The 17,371-nt window shown below is 61.5% G+C and carries 19 protein-coding genes; all 19 read left to right on the plus strand.

Translation table 11 applies throughout. The features are described 5' to 3' along the window. On the plus strand, window positions 1-129 hold a 129-nt coding region (locus BLU35_RS01320), incomplete at its 5' end, for a flagellin (protein WP_286161437.1). A 346-nt stretch (window positions 130-475) separates the two neighbouring features. After that, window positions 476-1,447, plus strand: a complete 972-nt coding sequence (locus BLU35_RS01325) for a flagellin N-terminal helical domain-containing protein (protein ID WP_058320502.1) — start codon at window positions 476-478, stop codon at window positions 1,445-1,447. Between the two features lie 445 nt (window positions 1,448-1,892). After that, entirely contained in the window at window positions 1,893-2,546 is a 654-nt protein-coding gene (locus BLU35_RS01330; RefSeq protein ID WP_058325386.1) for a hypothetical protein, read from the plus strand. Then, a complete protein-coding gene (locus BLU35_RS01335; protein WP_093231958.1) occupies window positions 2,543-3,778 on the plus strand; it encodes a MotB family protein in 1,236 nt (411 codons plus the stop codon). The genes BLU35_RS01330 and BLU35_RS01335 overlap by 4 nt, the downstream gene beginning before the upstream one ends. Before the next feature lie 5 nt (window positions 3,779-3,783). Continuing rightward, window positions 3,784-5,085 (plus strand): chemotaxis protein MotC, encoded by a 1,302-nt coding sequence (gene motC, locus BLU35_RS01340; RefSeq protein WP_093232306.1) that lies wholly within the window; start codon window positions 3,784-3,786, stop codon window positions 5,083-5,085. Beyond that, complete coding sequence (gene fliK / locus BLU35_RS01345) at window positions 5,082-6,518, plus strand: flagellar hook-length control protein FliK (protein ID WP_093231959.1); 1,437 nt, start codon at window positions 5,082-5,084, stop codon at window positions 6,516-6,518. Before motC ends, fliK begins: the two co-directional genes overlap by 4 nt. Further along, window positions 6,469-7,020, plus strand: coding sequence for a transglycosylase SLT domain-containing protein (locus BLU35_RS01350; protein ID WP_057251064.1), 552 nt, complete (start codon window positions 6,469-6,471; stop codon window positions 7,018-7,020). The genes fliK and BLU35_RS01350 overlap by 50 nt, the downstream gene beginning before the upstream one ends. A gap of 270 nt (window positions 7,021-7,290) precedes the next feature. After that, window positions 7,291-7,962 (plus strand): transcriptional activator Rem, encoded by a 672-nt coding sequence (rem, locus tag BLU35_RS01355; RefSeq protein WP_093231961.1) that lies wholly within the window; start codon window positions 7,291-7,293, stop codon window positions 7,960-7,962. Between the two features lie 91 nt (window positions 7,963-8,053). Then, the gene (locus BLU35_RS01360; protein ID WP_093231962.1) at window positions 8,054-9,286 is read left to right on the plus strand and encodes a flagellar hook protein FlgE; all 1,233 of its coding nucleotides are present in this window, start codon (window positions 8,054-8,056) and stop codon (window positions 9,284-9,286) included. Window positions 9,287-9,309: 23 nt separating this feature from the next. Further along, a complete protein-coding gene (flgK, locus tag BLU35_RS01365) occupies window positions 9,310-10,758 on the plus strand; it encodes a flagellar hook-associated protein FlgK (RefSeq protein WP_057251059.1) in 1,449 nt (482 codons plus the stop codon). 2 nt (window positions 10,759-10,760) lie between these two features. Next, entirely contained in the window at window positions 10,761-11,819 is a 1,059-nt protein-coding gene (locus BLU35_RS01370) for a flagellar hook-associated family protein (RefSeq protein ID WP_057251057.1), read from the plus strand. Window positions 11,820-11,853: 34 nt separating this feature from the next. After that, entirely contained in the window at window positions 11,854-12,201 is a 348-nt protein-coding gene (gene flaF / locus BLU35_RS01375; RefSeq protein ID WP_034800744.1) for a flagellar biosynthesis regulator FlaF, read from the plus strand. Continuing rightward, complete coding sequence (gene flbT, locus BLU35_RS01380; RefSeq protein ID WP_025425943.1) at window positions 12,198-12,647, plus strand: flagellar biosynthesis repressor FlbT; 450 nt, start codon at window positions 12,198-12,200, stop codon at window positions 12,645-12,647. The genes flaF and flbT overlap by 4 nt, the downstream gene beginning before the upstream one ends. After that, window positions 12,638-13,048, plus strand: coding sequence for a flagellar hook assembly protein FlgD (flgD, locus tag BLU35_RS01385; RefSeq protein WP_057251055.1), 411 nt, complete (start codon window positions 12,638-12,640; stop codon window positions 13,046-13,048). Before flbT ends, flgD begins: the two co-directional genes overlap by 10 nt. Before the next feature lie 7 nt (window positions 13,049-13,055). Next, a complete protein-coding gene (gene fliQ / locus BLU35_RS01390) occupies window positions 13,056-13,322 on the plus strand; it encodes a flagellar biosynthesis protein FliQ (protein WP_043624946.1) in 267 nt (88 codons plus the stop codon). Window positions 13,323-13,455: 133 nt separating this feature from the next. Beyond that, complete coding sequence (flhA, locus tag BLU35_RS01395; protein WP_058320495.1) at window positions 13,456-15,543, plus strand: flagellar biosynthesis protein FlhA; 2,088 nt, start codon at window positions 13,456-13,458, stop codon at window positions 15,541-15,543. Beyond that, window positions 15,540-16,292: a flagellar biosynthetic protein FliR gene (fliR, locus tag BLU35_RS01400; protein WP_058320494.1), complete on the plus strand. Its 753-nt coding sequence runs from the start codon at window positions 15,540-15,542 to the stop codon at window positions 16,290-16,292. The genes flhA and fliR overlap by 4 nt, the downstream gene beginning before the upstream one ends. A gap of 4 nt (window positions 16,293-16,296) precedes the next feature. After that, window positions 16,297-16,710: a hypothetical protein gene (locus tag BLU35_RS01405; protein ID WP_058320493.1), complete on the plus strand. Its 414-nt coding sequence runs from the start codon at window positions 16,297-16,299 to the stop codon at window positions 16,708-16,710. A 103-nt stretch (window positions 16,711-16,813) separates the two neighbouring features. After that, entirely contained in the window at window positions 16,814-17,365 is a 552-nt protein-coding gene (locus BLU35_RS01410; RefSeq protein WP_057251047.1) for a rod-binding protein, read from the plus strand. Window positions 17,366-17,371: the final 6 nt, after the last annotated feature.

Genomic DNA, 17,371 nt, shown 5'->3' on the forward strand with positions numbered 1-17,371 from the left:
CTCGTCGACGCTGACATGAACGAAGAGTCGACCCGCCTGAAGGCTCTGCAGACGCAGCAGCAGCTCGGTATCCAGGCGCTCACGATCGCCAACTCGAACTCGCAGAACATCCTGTCGCTGTTCCGCTAAGCGAACGACAGGCAAGACGGGCGATTTTTCGCCCCTCTTGCGCACACAGCAGAAAGGCCGCACGCCCAACGGGGTCGTGCGGCCTTTTTCGTTTTGCGCTTCAAACTTTGGCAGCGGGCGCGATCCGCCTTTAACCTTTCATCCATATTCCCTTATTTTTGTTCACCTTTGTTACCGACTTACTAACGGCGTTAACCATTTGTTAACCATGCAATCGTTACATCTTGGTTAAGAGCGAAGGGTCGCCTCCAGGGCAAAACAGGGGCGATTCGCATGATGCCAGTCCCATCGCTGCCGGTTCTGCACTCCGGAATGTCTTCAGAAATTCATTCCGGGCAGGTGACCAATGACCAGCATCATGACCAATACCGCCGCCATGGCGGCGCTTCAGACCTTGCGTTCCATCAATACCGACATGGCCGAGGTCCAGGATCGGATTTCCTCCGGCTACCGCGTGCAGACCGCTGCGGATAATGCCGCCTACTGGTCGATCGCGACCACCATGCGCTCCGACAATGCGGCGCTGTCGACCGTCGAAGACGCACTCGGCCTCGGTGCAGCCAAGATCGACACGGCCTATGCGGCGATGAATTCGTCCATCGACGTCGTCAGCGAGATCAAGCGCAAGCTGGTTGCCGCGCGCGAGCCGGGCGTCGACAAGCTGAAGATCGACAAGGAAATCACCGAACTCAAGAACCAGCTCCTGGCTGCCGCGCAGTCCGCATCCTTCTCCAGCGAAAACTGGCTCTATAACGCGAATGCGGCTTCCGTCGGCACCAAGTCGATCGTTGCCTCGTTCAACCGCGATGCCAACGGCAACGTGTCGGTCACCACGCTCGACTTCGACACGGCGCAATCCATGCTGATCGATACGGCCAATGCGAGCCGTGGCCTCCTGACCAGAAGCTACGACGCCTCGCTGCTCACGTCGCCGGTCGGCACCTCGGCCAAGCTTTTCCACCTGATCGGCGCACCGGTGACCACCCCGAATGCGACCTCGTCGGAAGTCAAGCTGACGGCAGCGACCACCGACGCCCAGATGGACGACATGATCCGCGTCGTCGACCACATCCTCGGCCAGTTGACGGATGCCGGTTCCACGCTCGGCGCCATCACCAAGCGCATCGACATGCAGGAGAGCTTCATCGCCAACCTGATGGATACGATCGACAAGGGTGTCGGTCGCCTCGTCGATGCCGACATGAACGAGGAATCGACGCGCCTCAAGGCACTGCAGACGCAGCAGCAGCTCGGCATCCAGGCGCTCTCGATCGCCAATACGAACTCCGAGAACATCCTGCGCCTGTTCCAACAGTAAGGCGCATCGGCGGAGAGCGGCCGGCTGCGCCCGGCGGATCCGCCAAAACGCTTCCGCTTTCCCGGAATGGGGGCGGCAAAGTTTGAGTTCTGCCACGTCGTCGGTCACGGCCCCGGTGGAAACGGTTGGACCGCGCTAATTGCCCTGGCGCGGTCCAACACATTCATTTTCGCACAAGTTTGACCGAATAGCCTTCTCTCGCAGTCCTGTCGCATGACTGCCGGCCAAAATGAATCTTGGCCGCCGCCTGCATCGGATTGCTCCGGGAACGACTAGCCCGAACATCGCCGATGTACGTCAAGAATGTTGGGTTCTTCGCATCCGCGGCTGGACCCGTGGGAGACATGTCAGCAGTGCCAGGAGCCATGGAAGTCCGCGCCAGAGGGTGCCGTCTCGTGATCAGACGGGGATTGCCGCATCGCTGCGCCGCCGCGAGTGACCGGTCATGAGTGCGATGCTCTCCCGCTACCTCAAGGATTTCAGCGCGCCGAAAGTCGAGCTGTCGCTGATGCCCCAAAAATATTTCCCCGACCTGGACAGCGACTATGCCGATGGCGACCGCCTCGGGGCGAGGCCAGCCATGCCAGAGATTGACATCGACGCGGAGCGCCGACGCGCCTTCGCAGAAGGCCGCGCCGAGGCGACGGCCGAGCTCGTCTTCGAACACGAGCGCCAGATTGCCGACCTGCAGGCGGCCCATGCGGCCGAGCTCGCGGCCTTGACCCAACGCCTCGAAGCAGAGACCGCCAACCGCCTGGCAGAGCGTTTTGCCGACATGGCCGACAGTCTGGTGGCCGCGCTCGGAGACCAGACCGCTCGGGTTCTTGCGCCGGTCATGGAGGATGCCCTCCTGCAGCGCGCCGTCGCCGATATGGCGCAGATGATTAAGCAGGGCCTGGTGGCCGGCGAAGGTTGCACCCTCGTCGTCAAGGGCCCAACCCAACTCTTCGAGGCGCTGAAGCGCCAGCTCGGGGAGGACATGCCTTTGTTCCGCCACGTCGAAACCGACGACATCGATCTCGCTGTCGAAATGGACGGTGCGATCCTGGTGACACGCATGGCCGCCTGGGCCGATACCGTCCGGAAAGTTCTCGCATGAGCGACGAAAACCATCACAACGGCAAACATGAGATCATTATCGTCAAGCGCCACAACGGTGGCCATGACGGGCATCACGGCGGCTCGTGGAAGATCGCCTATGCCGACTTCATGACGGCAATGATGGCCTTCTTCCTCGTCATGTGGCTGATCAACGCTGCCAACGAGGAAACGAAGGCGGCGATCGCCTCCTATTTCAATCCGGTGCAATTGACCGACCAGAAGCCTGCCGAACGCGGCTTGAAGGATCCGGCGAAGGATGCGCAGGGCGAGGAGACGCAGCAGCGCTCCAAGGTCGATGGCGAGCAGGAAAAGTCCGGTGGGTCGGCCAAGACCGGCGACCAGTTGACGGCGACCTCGGGCGAAGAAACGAAGTATTCCGACGCAGACTTCTTCGAGAACCCCTATTCGGTGCTCTCCGAAATCGCCCGCGAAGTCGGCCAGCAGGCCAACATCAGCGTGAAGGGTGAGGGCGGAGCGGCTCAGTCCGGTCCGGCAACCGGCGCCGACGGCGGCGAAGCCTATCGCGATCCGTTCGATCCGGATTTCTGGACCAAACAGGTCGAACTGACCGAAGCGGGCAATACGACCAAGAGCGACGTGGCGCTCGCCGCGGCATCTGCGATGCAGGCAGGTGGCGCGCCCGCGGTCGACAAGACCGAGGATGAAAAACAGGCGGAGCAGGCGAAGGCAGGAGACGGCACGGACAAAACGGCCGAGAGCGACGCCGGCGACAAGCCGAAGACCGACACGGCCGAGGCGACCGCGGAGAAACAGGCCGAAGAACTCCAGGCCGAGCTCAAGAAGGAGCTTGCCGGTGAGGCTGGCCAGCTGGCGGAAGGCCTCGTCGTAACGCCGGCCGAGGGCGGTCTCATGGTTACGATCAGCGAGCGCACGGACGCGCAGATGTTCGCCATCGGTTCGGCCGTGCCGCAGAAGGAACTGGTACTGGCGATGGAAAAGATCGGCCATCTGCTCGCCGAGCGGCAGGGTGCTGTCGCGATCCGCGGCCACACCGACGGTCGCCCGTTCAAGGACGGCACCTATGACAACTGGCGGCTCTCCGCCGCACGCGCCCAGAGTGCCTATTACATGCTCGTTCGCGGTGGTCTGAAGGAAGGCCGCGTCAGCCAGATCACTGGCTTCGCCGACCGGCGGTTGCAGATCCCGGCTGATCCCTATGCGCCGGGCAACCGGCGCATCGAGATCCTGCTGCAATCGGCTCCGGGTTAAACATGATGCTGAGACGCCTGCGATCGATCCTGATGACCTGCTGCGTGCTGGCGACCCCGTTTGCAATCGGGAGCGCCAGGGCGAACGATATCGAGGAACTCGCACCCTTCAAGATGATCCGGTCGCTGCAATATGTGCAGGACTCCGTGGTGCTCGGCGATCACTCCGCGATCGAGATGCAGCGTTTCATGCTCGGGGCGATCGACAAGCGGTTGCGCGCCGCCGATGCCTCGGTGTTTAGCGACCCGCGCAACGTCGATGCGGCGCTTGTCTATGCGATGAGCGGCGGCAATCCCGAGACGCTGAAGTACCTTTCGGATCATGACGTGGCCGGCAATTTCGATTCCCGCGTGACCGAAGCGCTACGGCATTATCTGAACGGCAAGGGTGGTCTGATCGTCGAGAACCTGTCCAAGGCTGCCCCGGAATATCGAAACGCCCGCATCGGTCCCTATCTCTATCTCATTCTTGGCAATGCGACCTCGCAGCAGGATCCGGTTGCGGCGATGAAGTACTACGACTGGGCGCGTTTGACGGCTCCCGGCACGATCATCGAGGAGGCGGCCTTGCGTCGCTCGGTGTTCCTTGCGGTGCAGGCCGACGCGCCGGACAAGGGCTTTCACTACGCGCTGACCTATGCGCGCCGCTACCTGACGTCTCCCTATGCCAGCCAGTTCGCCGACGTCTTCGTCGAGCTCGCCGTCGCGCATTTCGACGGAGAAGCCCAGGGGCGGATCTCCGAGATTCTCGACTTCATGGACGCGCCGCGCCAGCGCGAGGTCTATCTGCGTGTCGCCCGGCGCGCAGCGATTGCCGGCAAGCAGGTATTGGCGAAGCAGGCTTCTGAGCGGGCAGAAGCGCTTGGTGCCGACGGCGCAATGCAGCCGAAGGTGCTCGCGGGCTTCTATGCGGGCCTTGCGTCCGTTCCCTCCAGCGACGTGTTCGCCGCGACAGCGAGCATAGCAGCGATACCGGATGCGGAGCTTTCGCCACGCGACCGTGCGCTGCGAGATGCCGCAAGAGCCGTCGCAGATGCGGTCGTCAGGCCGCCGAATGATGAAAGCCTCACGCAAGCGTTTGCGTCTAAACCCGATAGACCGGTCGAAGCCGACGGCTCGCAAACGGGTGAGGAGACAGGCAGTGGCCTAAGCCCCTTCGGCAATACGCCGATCCCGGTGGCCGCAGCTGAAGGCGCGGCGGAAATCGATGCCGGTGCGGCCGGCGATCCCGAACACGACGGGTTCGTGGCGAAGGGGAGGTCGAAGATCGAAGAGATCGATGCTCTCCTGAAGGGAGAAGGGAAATGAGGGCTCTTGATGATAGCCTGCGTGGTCTGCCCCCGGCCCCTGCCGGCAAGGGAAATGGGCGCGCCGGCGGCAAGGAGCAGGCGGGTGGCGCCTTCGAGGACGCCGTGGCAAATGCTGGACGGCAGAAGGCGAATGATCAGGCGGGAACCGGCAAGGGCCTCGGCGACACCGCTGCCGGCGACGACGCGGAGGCTGGAGCCTTGATCGACAAGGACAACATTGCCAAGACCGCCGGCAGGCACGGTGCGGCGACGCGCAGCATTGCCATCGGCCGCGACGAACAAGCACTTGGCGAACACGCCCCCCACGACCGTTTTCCAGCAACGGAACGCGACCTTGGCGCGCGGCGCGCGGCGAACAAGGCCGAGACGGCCAAGGCGAACGCGGATCCGGCCGGTTTGAACAACGCGACCGTCCCGGACGAACTCGCAGAGCGCATTGCCGCCCTTGCGGAGCGGCTGGCAAAGGTGCAGGCAAACGGCGAGACGACGGCGGTAGGCGACGCCGATGCCGCCAATGGCGAGGGCAGCGAAGCGACGTCGGCGTCGAAGACGGATATGGATGACCTGTTGACGCTGCTTGGCGGCGGCCAGGCAGTCGGGCAGGCGCTCGGCGAAACGACCAAGGCCGGCCGTCAGCCGGCGACTGGCACGGGCGAGGCTGCAGGCATGCATGTCGCTGGGACCGGCGAGCACGGCGCGAAGGCCGAGTCCGCGGCAGGCGAGGGCGACGCGGATCGGCTCTTCCGCTTCGCCCGGGCCGACGGCAAGGGACAGGCCGTAACCATGAGCCTCTCCAAGGATGGAGGGGCTGCCTTCGACGGCACCCGTTCGCAGGCTGCCAAGGTCGAGAACGTCACGGTGCTTGAGGCTCGGCGCTATCTGGGCATCTCGATGAATCCGAACACGAGCGCCGTGGCGGACGCGATCGCAGGCGAAGTCGGCGCCAGCCCGTTGCAGCCGAGCGCGGCACTCAGCCAGCCAGGCGCCTGGACCCAAGCAGGCAAGACGCTGAACACGCTGAAGATCCAGCTCCATCCGATCGAACTCGGTCTCGTCACCGCCACGCTGAGGCTCAAGGATGACGAATTGCAGGTCGAGCTGAAGGTGGAGACCGGCGAAGCGTTCCGGCAGTTGCGCGACGACCAGAGCGAGATGGTGAAGGCCCTGCGTGCGCAGGGCTTCGCGGTCGACCAGGTCAACATCGTCTTCAATTCGGGCGGCGACACGTCCTCGGGTGGAGGCTCGCAGGCTCAGGCACAAGCCCAGGCCGGGCAGCAGGGACGCGAGCGGGCTGACGGCAACGCCCAGGGACGTCAGCAGCGACAGGACGACGGCCAGGCTTCGATGGCGGAAAGGTGGGTTGGCAATGGCGGGACGGACGATGCGGCTGCCGGCACTGAGCGCTCTCGCACTGGTCACGTCTACATGTAGTGCCTTGGCCAGCGCCGGCGTCTGCGAACGCGAGATCATGAACGCCGCGGCGAAATACGACATCCCCGCCGGGATACTCTATTCCGTCGGGTTGACCGAAACCGGCCGCAAGGGCTCGCTGCAGCCCTATGCGATGAACATCGAAGGCAAGGCCTATTTCGGTACCAGTGAACAGGACGTTCTCACGCAGTTCGGCAATGCCCGTGCGCAGGGCGCCAAGCTCATCGATCTTGGCTGTATGCAGATCAACTATTACTTCCATGGCGAGCATTTCAGCTCGCCGCAGGAGATGCTTGACCCGCGCAAGAATGTCGAATATGCCGCGCGCTTCCTGGCCAATCTGCACGCCAAGCATGAGACTTGGACTATGGCTGTCGCCCGCTATCACGCGGGCCCGAACAACGACCCGGCGCAGAAGAAATATGTCTGTCGGGTGATCGCGAATCTCGTCGCGACGGGCTACGGCAAGTGGACGCCGAACGCCACGCAGTTCTGTCAATGAGCAACCAATAATTGTATTTTTGAAGGCGCCGCCGCATTGTGGCGACATTGCGTGGACAATGTGACGGCAAGCGGATTTGTCGTAATCCGTTAACTTTTCCACATTATTTTAGTATCGATGTTAACGGGGTGCCACTAGATATAGATCAAATCGGCGAAACATGGTTAATCAATTATTAATTCCACCCAGTAACTTCCTCTAGTTGTTCATGAATCCCTCGATTCGTACCTCTCGATCAGTGCGGAGCCATACTGATTCGGAGGCGGGCGAATGATCGTAGTGGTTGATGAAAGAGAGCTTGTGAAGGACGGCTATACGTCGCTCTTCGGGCGTGAAGGAATTCCCTCGACGGGCTTCGACCCCAGGGAGTTTGGCGAGTGGGTAAACGCGGCGGCTGATTCGGATATCGATGCCGTTGAGGCCTTCCTGATCGGTCAGGGCGACGCCACCTTCGCACTGCCTCGCGCCATCCGCGACCGGTCGATGGCGCCCGTCATCGCCGTCAGCGACACCCCCTCTCTCGAAAACACGCTTGCGCTCTTTGATTGTGGCGTCGACGACGTCGTGCGCAAGCCGGTTCACCCCCGCGAAATCCTCGCCCGCGTCGCTGCAATCCGCCGACGCCTGAAGGCGATCGCCAACTTTACCGACATCGGTCCGATCCGCGTTTTTGCCGATGGCCGTGATCCGGAGATCAACGGCGACGTCTTCGCACTGCCGCGCCGCGAACGGCGGATTCTCGAGTATTTGGTCGCAAACCGCGGCCGCCGCGTATCCAAGTCGCAGATCTTCAACGCGATCTACGGGATCTTCGACGAGGACGTCGAAGAAAACGTCGTCGAGAGCCACATCAGCAAGCTGCGCAAGAAACTGCGCAAGAAGCTCGGCTTCGATCCGATCGATTCCAAGCGCTTCCTTGGCTACTGCATCGACTGGAACTGAACGCCACGCGGTTGAGCGGGCGCCGAATCAAGACAGGTTCACGCAAGGCCCGCTTCCTAGTGTCGCCGTAACAAAGAAATGAGGATCCGATATGAGTCTCTATGGCAGCATGAGAACGGGCGTGTCCGGTATGAACGCCCAGTCCAACCGTCTCGGCACGGTCGCCGAAAACATCGCGAATGCGAACACGACGGGCTACAAGCGCGCCTCGACCGAGTTCTCGTCGATGATCCTGCCTTCTGGCGGCGGCAACTACAATTCCGGCGGCGTCGAGACCCAGGTGCGCTACAGCATCTCGCAGCAGGGCGGCACGAGCTACACGACGTCAGCAAGTGACTTGGCCATCAACGGTGGCGGATTCTTCATCGTCCAGGGCAATGGCGGCCAGAATTTCCTGACGCGTGCCGGCTCCTTCGTCCCCGACAAGGACGGCAACCTCGTCAACACCGCCGGCTTCACGCTGATGGGTTACGAATACAAGGCCGGCGCTGATCCGACGGTTGTTGTCAACGGCTTTGACGGCTTGACGCAGGTCAAGCTCAAGGACGAAGGCCTGGTGGCCTCCGGTTCGACCAAGGGTGCGATGGAAGCCAACCTGCCGTCGGGTGCAGCGATCGGCGACGAAAAGGCGACCTCGCTCGTCGTCTATGACAGCCAGGGCAACACCCGTATCCTCGATTTCGTCTACAAGAAAACCAACGTCAATGAGTGGTCGCTGGAGATCCGCGACCGGGCGACTTACTCGGCCGGCCCGCCGATCACCGGTGTGATCGGCTCTCAGGTCATGACTTTCGACGCGGCCGGCAAGCGCACCGGCGCGGTCCCTGCCACACTGACGACGACGGCTATCAACAACCTGCCGGGCACCGGCGCCAATCTCGGCGCTCTGACGATCGACACCACTAAGACCACGCAGCTCGGCGGTGACTTCACCAGCACCGGCGGCGGCATCGACGGCAGCAAGCCGAGCAAGATGTCGGGCTTCGAGATCGACAAGGAAGGCATCGTCTACGTCAAGTACGGCGACGGCAACCTCGTCCCGAAGTATCGCATCGCGCTGGCGACCGTGCAGAGCCCGGACAAGCTGCAGCCGGAATCGGGCAACGTCTATTCGCAGGGCACCGATTCCGGCGTCATCGTCACCGGTTTTGCCGGCTCCGGGGCATTCGGCAACATCCAGTCCAAGGCGCTTGAAAACTCCAACGTCGACATCGCCAACGAACTGACCTCGATGATCGAGGCGCAGCGCAACTACACGGCAAACTCCAAGGTGTTCCAGACCGCCTCGGACCTGCTTGACGTGCTGGTCAACCTGAAACGGTAATTGAAAGAGATACGGTCCGCGTCATGTCGCTGTCCTCCGCAATATCCATCGCACAGCAGGCCTTCAGCAATACGGCGCAGCAGACCGCGACCGTGTCGAAGAACATCGCGAATGCGGGCAATGCGGATTATTCGCGTCGTCTCGCTCTCTTGGGCAGCACGCCGAACGGGGCGCAGGTCGTATCCATTTACCGGGCCCAGAACGAGGCGCTGCTCAAGCAGAGCATCGCCAGCATCGGCGAAGCCTCGGGCCAGGCCCGACTTCGCGACGGGCTGGAACTGCTGAAGTCGGCGCTCGGCGGCAACAACTATGAAACGGCGCCGTCGAAGCTGCTCTCGGACTTCCGCAACAGCCTACAGACCTTGGCTGCGACGCCGGGGAACAAGACGATCGCGGCGACGGCCGTCTCCGATGCGCAGGATCTCGCCGACTCGCTCAACAAAACCTCCACCACGGTGCAGGACCTGCGCAAGGATGCCGACAAGGAAATCGCCCTTGAGGTCGACAAGCTGAACGGCTTGCTGGCGGATTTCGAGAAGGCCAACAACGCCGTCAAGTCGGCGACGGCCCTAGGCAGTGACGCCAGCGACGCGCTCGACCAGCGCGACAAGATCCTGAAGCAGGTTTCGGAGATCATCGGCATCTCCACCGTCACGCGCGGCAACAGCGATACGGTGATCTTCACCACCGACGGCACGGTGCTCTTCGAGAACATTCCGCGTCAGGTCACTTTCGCTCCTACCACCACATTCGACGCCACCGTCACAGGAAACAAGATTTTCGTCGATGGCGTGCCGATCGCAGCCGGAACCGGCGCGGACACGACAGCCAAGGGCAAGCTCGCGAGCCTGGTGCAGTTGCGCGACGATATCGCGCCGAAGTTCCAGTCGCAGCTGGACGAGATCGCGCGCGGTCTGGTCGAGCTTTTCAAGGAAGGCAGCCCGCCGGCAATCGCGTATCAGCCCGGCTTGTTCACCTGGGGAAGTGCTGGCGTTCCGCCAACGGGCACCATCGTCCCCGGCATGGCGTCCAAGATCACCGTCAACGCCTTGGCCAAAGCGAACCCGTTGCTGCTGCGAGACGGCGGCTTCAATGGCGTGGTGTCGAACCCGGGCGGTGCGGCCAATCCGAGCCCCGGTTATACCGCGCTGCTCGACGGCTTCATCAACAAGATGGGCGAGAACATGTCGTTCGCCCCGTCGACTGGCCTCGATAGCAATAGCAGCCTTTTGAACTTTGCGACCGGTTCGGTTGGCTGGCTCGAGCAGACACGCAAGACGGCCTCGACCGCGGACGACAACAAGCAGGCAATGCTTGCGCGCACCCAGGAAGCACTCAGCAAGCAGACGGGCGTCAGCATCGACGAAGAACTGTCGCTGCTGCTCGATCTCGAACAATCCTACAAAGCATCGGCCAAGCTGGTCAGTACCGTGGATGCCATGATGGCAGCCCTTATGGAAGCCGTGAGGTAATCATGAAGACGTCCTACGTTTCTAATCTGGCGATCCAGAGCGCAATGCGCCTGACGATCCAGCAGAATCAGTCGGAGCTGCTCAAACTCACCCAGGAGCAGACCACCGGCCGCCACTATGACGTTGGCCTGGCGCTTGGTGCGACGGCGTCGCGTTCACTCAACCTTCAGCGCGAGCTGGACCGGCTGAACTCGATGAAGAGCACGAACTCGGTCGTGACCCAGCGTCTCTCCGGTTCGCAGGGCGCTCTCGAGACCATGGCGAAGGCGGCGGAAAAGGTGCGCGACACACTCGTCACCTACAAGGGCAACGATGCTGCCAGCCAGTTGAAGATCCAGAAGACCGAGATCATGGGCGCGCTGCAGACCTTTACTGCTGCGGCCAACACTTCTTTCAATGGCGAGTTCCTGTTTTCGGGCATCAACACGGATGCCAAGCCGGTTGCCGACTACGACACGACACCGCCGTCGGCCGCCAAGACTGCTTTCGACAATGCACTCTCGACCTTCATGGCTGCGCAGGTTCCGCCGCTGACCGGCATGAACCAGTTCTCCGTCACGCAAATGCAGGACTTCATCAAGAACACCGTCGAACCGATGTTCACCGGACCTGGCTGGGATGCCAACTGGTCCGACGCTTCGAACCAGAACATGACGAGCCGGATCAGCACCAGCGAAGTCATCGAGAGCTCGACCAACGCCAATACCAAGGGTTTCCGGATGTTCGCGGTGGCAAGCGTGATCGCCGCTGAACTGATGGACAAGAACGTAACGCCTGAGGTGCGCTCGGCCATTGGCGTCGCAGCCCTCGACTACGCGGAACAGGGGATTGCCGGCCTCAACGCGGAGCGCAGCTCGCTCGGTATCTCTGAAGCGCGCGTCAAGAAGGCGAATACCTCCATCGAAGCGCAGCTCAAGCTCGTCAACACGCATGTCGCCGACATCGAGGGCGTCGATCCGATCGAGACATCGACCCGGATCAACACGCTAAAGGTGCAGTTGGAAACGTCCTATACACTAACGTCGCGACTACAGCAGATGAGCTTGCTCAATTTCCTCTAGTATGGGGAACCGGACAAACATGAAGGATGTCTGAATGTATCAGTTTTCCTATGCCGAGATCATGGAGGACGGCGTCGCCGACTCCAAAAATCGAGAACGGCAGGTACTCGATCGCTCGATCGCGCTCATGGAAGCAGCGAAACAGCAGAAAGGGTATTCGAGAGAGGCCATCGAGGCCATCTACTTCACCCGGCGCCTGTGGATCCGCTTCATCGAGGATCTGCGCGCTCCGGAAAACCAGCTCAACGAAGAGCTGCGCGCCAATCTGATTTCGATCGCCATCTGGATACTCAACGAGACAGAGAAGATCCGCAAACGCGAATCCTCCAACTTCCAGGGCATAATTGACATTACCACCATCATCAGGGATGGACTGAAATGAAGAGCACACTGCGTATTTCGCTGAAGTCGGGCGAACGGATTTTTGTTAACGGCGCGGTGCTTCGCGTTGACCGCAAGGTCGCAGTCGAATTTCTGAACGACGTGACCTTCCTGCTCGAAAACCACGTGCTGCAGCCGGAAGACGCGACGACGCCGCTGAAGCAGCTCTACTTCATCGCGCAGATGATCCTCATCAATCCGGAAGGTGCGGAACAGTCGACCGCCATGTTCCGCAAGTCGGTCGTCATGCTGCTCAACTGCTTCAAGAACGAAGAGATTCTGGCCGAACTGAAGCGCGTCGACGGTCTCGTCACCAACGGCCGCGCCTTCGAGGCGCTGAAAGCGATCCGTGGCCTCTACGCGATCGAAGACCGCATTCTCAACACGCAGGAAATCACGCCGGCGACGGTCGAGCAGATTCGCAAGGAGATCGCACCGTGGCGGTAAGCGGCGTCAACAACAACAGCTACACCCCGATCGTTTCCGGCCAGGATTCGGGCGGCGACGCGGCCAAGGCATCGCTCAACTACGAGAGCTTCCTGAAGCTGCTGGTCGCCCAGATGAAAAACCAGGATCCGACGCAACCTATGGATGCGACCCAGCAGATCGCCCAGCTCGCGACCTTTTCGCAGGTGGAACAGACGATCAAGACCAACAAGAACCTCGAGAGCCTCCTCCAGCGCACGTCGCTGAGCGAAGCCGATGCGGTGATCGGACGCACCGTCACCAGCGAGGACGGCAAGACCACTGGCGTGGTTAAGGAAGTGAAACTATACTCTGACGGAATCATTGCGGTGCTGGATAGCGGCAAGGAGCTTGTTATCGGCCCGGGCGTCAAGGTGAAGTGAACCATCCATGAATGAGGCGGATGCCCTCGATATCGTACAGGCCGCGATCTGGACCGTGATCGTGGCCTCGGGGCCCGCCGTACTCGCCGCGATGATCGTCGGCGTCGTCATCGCCTTCATTCAGGCGCTGACGCAGGTTCAGGAAATGACGCTGACCTTCGTGCCGAAGATTCTTGCGGTCATGATCACGGTTGCCGTTTCTGCGCCCTTCATCGGCGCCCAGATCTCCATTTTCACCGACATCATCTTTTCGCGCATCCAATCCGGTTTCTGATCCGCTCGCAGTGCGGGGCGATCTGCACGTGCGGCCGTGAAACCCTCGCGCAAGCTTGGGCCGCTATTTCCATCTCTAAAGTGGGGCAGCGCGTGTGAATGCTGCCTTGTTCTCATGATGAGACGGAAGAGACATGGCACAACAAGCAGCGCTGATCATCCCGAAAGTCGCACCGAAGGGCCGCGACGTCGGCTTTGCGCTCGGCATCGTGATGATCCTGTCGATCCTCTTCCTGCCCATTCCACCGTTCCTGATCGACATGGGGCTGGCGTTTTCGATCGCCTTTTCGGTTCTGATCCTGATGGTCTCGCTGTGGATCCAGCGCCCGCTCGAGTTCTCCTCATTCCCGACGATTCTGCTGATCTCGACCATGGTGCGTCTGGCGCTGAACATCGCCACGACCCGCGTCATCCTTTCGCATGGCCATGAAGGTCATGGTGCTGCCGGTGGCGTCATTTCGGGCTTTGCCAGCCTCGTCATGTCCGGCGATTTCGTCATCGGTCTGATCGTCTTCCTGATCCTGATCACCGTGAACTTCATCGTCATCACCAAGGGTGCGACGCGTATCGCCGAAGTTGGCGCGCGCTTCACCCTCGATGCGATCCCAGGCAAGCAGATGTCGATCGACGCCGACCTCTCGGCCGGCCTGATCGACGAAAAGGAGGCCCAGCGCCGCCGCCGCGAACTCGAAGAGGAAAGCTCCTTCTACGGCTCGATGGACGGTGCCTCGAAATTCGTGCGCGGCGATGCGATCGCCGGCCTCATCATCACCGCGATCAACATCTTCGGCGGCATCATTATCGGCTATCTCCGCCACGGCATGCCGATCGGAGAAGCGGCCGACGTCTTCGTCAAGCTCTCGGTCGGCGACGGTCTCGTCTCGCAGATCCCGGCGCTGATCGTCTCGCTCGCCGCCGGCCTGCTCGTGTCGCGCGGTGGTACTTCGGGTTCGACCGATCAGGCCGTCGTCGGCCAGCTCGGTGGCTATCCGAAGGCGCTGATGGTCGCCTCCGGTCTGATCATTCTCCTGGCGGTCGTCCCCGGCCTGCCGTTCCTACCCTTCGCCGTTCTCGGCGGCGGCATGGCTTTTCTGAGCTGGCTCGTGCCGCGCCAGATCGAAGCGGCCAATGCGGCCCGCCGCGCCGAGGAGGCCGCCAAGGTCCAGCAGACCAAGGAAGGCGAGGCGGATTCCGTCAAATCGGTGCTGAAGACCGCCGAGATCGAGCTTCTCCTCGGCAAACAGGTCTCGACGCGTCTGCTCGGCGCCCACCAGGAACTGGCCTTCCGCGTCGGTAAGATGCGCCGCAAATTCGCCGGGCAATACGGCCTCGTCATTCCCGAAATCAAGGTGTCCGACGACATCAGCATTCCGGACAAGGCCTATCATATCCGTATCCACGGTACGACGATCGCCTCGAACACTGTGCGTGTCGGCGAAGTGCTGGTGGTGACAGGCGGCGGCCGCCGGCCGAGCGTGCCGGGCGACGAGATCCGCGAACCCGCCTTCGGCATGCCGGCGGTTTCTATCCTCGAAACCTTCACCGAAGACCTGAAGCGCGAAGGCTTCCACCCGATCGATAACGTCTCGGTAGTGCTGACGCATTTGAGCGAGGTCATTCGCAACAACCTGCCGCACCTGCTCTCCTACAAGGACGTGAAGGTGTTGATCGAACGGCTCGACCCGGAATACCGCAAGCTCGCCGACGAAATCTGCACCTCGCACATGTCCTATTCCGGCCTGCAGGCCGTGTTGAAGCTGCTGCTTGCCGAGCGTGTCTCGATCCGCAACCTGCACCTGATCCTGGAAGCGGTTGCCGAACTTGCGCCGCATGTGCGCAAGACCGAACAGATCGTCGAGCATGTGCGCGTGCGCATGTCGCAGCAGCTCTGCGGCGATCTTGCCGACAATGGCGTCTTGCGCGTGCTGCGCCTCGGCAACAAGTGGGACATGGTCTTCCATCAGGCGCTGAAGCGCGACGCCAAGGGCGAAGTCGTCGAGTTCGACATCGACCCGCGCCATCTGGAAGAATTCAGCGAACAGGCGACCAAAGTTATCCGTGAACATCTCGATCGCGGCATGCCCTTCGTACTGGTAAGTTCGCCCGAATCCCGCTCTTATGTTCGCATGATCATCGAGCGTCTCTTTGCCACTTTGCCCGTGCTCTCGCATGTCGAGCTTGCCAAGGGCCTCGAGATCAAGATCATCGGCTCCGTTTCATGATCACCGACCCGGAGGGATCGGTTCTCGCGCTGTTCGCGGCCTTTTGCCGGATCGGTGGCTGCATCATGATCATGCCCGGGTTTTCTTCTGCCCGCGTTCCAATGCAGGTCCGGCTCTTCATCGCGGTCGCGGTGTCCATGGCGATCCTGCCGGTCATGTGGACGGACATCTATCCTGAGGTGACCGGCAAGGGGCACACCTACATCTATCTGATCGCCGCCGAGACGGCCGTCGGCGTGGTCATGGGTCTCGTCGCCCGCTACTATGTGCTCGGGCTGCAGTTCGCCGGCGCGGCGATCACCATGTTGATGGGCTTCAGCTCCCCGCCCTCGTCGGATGTGATTGAAGACACGCCGGAAAACCAATTGACCAGCCTCATCAGCTTCGCCGGGTTGATGGTGCTCTTCATGCTCGATTTCCATCACGTGATGATCGAGGCGATCGTGCAATCCTATCGCGCCATGCCGATCGGTACCGCCTTCGATCCGCAGGGCGTGCTGATCACGCTCACGGACTCGCTGGCGCAGACCTTCATGATCATGCTGAGGCTCGCGAGCCCCTTCGTCATCTACGGCCTGCTTTTCAACGTAGCGATCGGCATGGTCAACAAGCTCGCCCCGCAGATCCCGATCTACTTCATTTCGCAGCCCTATCTGATCATGGGCGGCATGTTCCTGCTCTATCTCGGCATTGCCGCAATGCTGCGCCTGTTCGGCGACGGTTTCGCGCCGGTCATGCAGGGAGGATAGCCAGATGAAGACGCGTTCGCAGAAGCTCAAGCGCCTGGTGGCCGTCCAGCGCCATCTCGAGCAGATGGCCGAGGCCGACTATGTCGAGATGGTGCGCCAACGCGAGGCCTTGGCCGAGACGATCGACGTGGTCGTCGATGCCATGGGTTCGGCCCATCCGATGCATCGCATGTTCTCCGGCCACTATTCCTCGCAGGTCGGGCGTCTGGTGCAGAAGGACCAGATGTTGCTCGGCATCCAGCAGACGCATGAAGCGCGGATGCTGAGGGAGCGGGCAAAGGCCGACCGGCTCGAGGAAAACATGAAGGAAGCGCGCCAGTCCGAGGAGCGCGAGGAAGCCGACAACTCCATCTATGACCTGATCGATCAACACGTTACGGGGCAGGCGCCAGCTTCCGGTAAGGTTGACGGGCGATAGTACGCCATCCGGGGATGCTCCGACGGTGGAGCGATGCCGGTCCGACTATTGCCTTTGTGCGTCGCCCTTGGTCGATGCAGGCTCGATTTTGAGAGGATTCGTCATGGCCATCTCTCCGCCCAGCGATCTGGTGATGGATGTCGTGCGCGCCGCCGACCCGACCGAGGTGCAGGAAGCGCAGGCGCGGCTGAAGGCCAATCGTGCGGCTTTCAAGGCGACGAGCCTCGCGGAAAACGGCAACGGTTTCACCGCCGCCGTCAACATCCTCAATTCTTCCGACGGCTCGACCGGGCTCGGCGACATCAACAACCGCGTCGAGCAGAAGAAGATCCCTGAAACCTATCGAAAGTTCGAGGCCATGGTGCTGCAGAACTTCGTGAAGTCGATGTTGCCGACCGACAGCGAGAACGTGTTCGGTAAAGGGAACGCAGGCGATATCTGGAAGAGCATGATGGCCGAGCAGATCGGCGACGTCATCTCGAAGAGCGGCGGCATCGGCATCGCCGATCAGCTGGCGAGCGGCAGCGCGACCGATCGGGTCCAGGCCTCGCTCGATGGCAACAGCCGAAACCTCGCCGCAAGCCTCGTGCAGGAATATGAGCGCAAGACGCTGACCGGCTTTACGCCTGAAGACGACAAGAACAAGCAAGCTTAATTGGGA

This window comes from Sinorhizobium sp. NFACC03, from assembly GCF_900103435.1.
Classification (GTDB): Bacteria; Pseudomonadota; Alphaproteobacteria; order Rhizobiales; family Rhizobiaceae; genus Ensifer.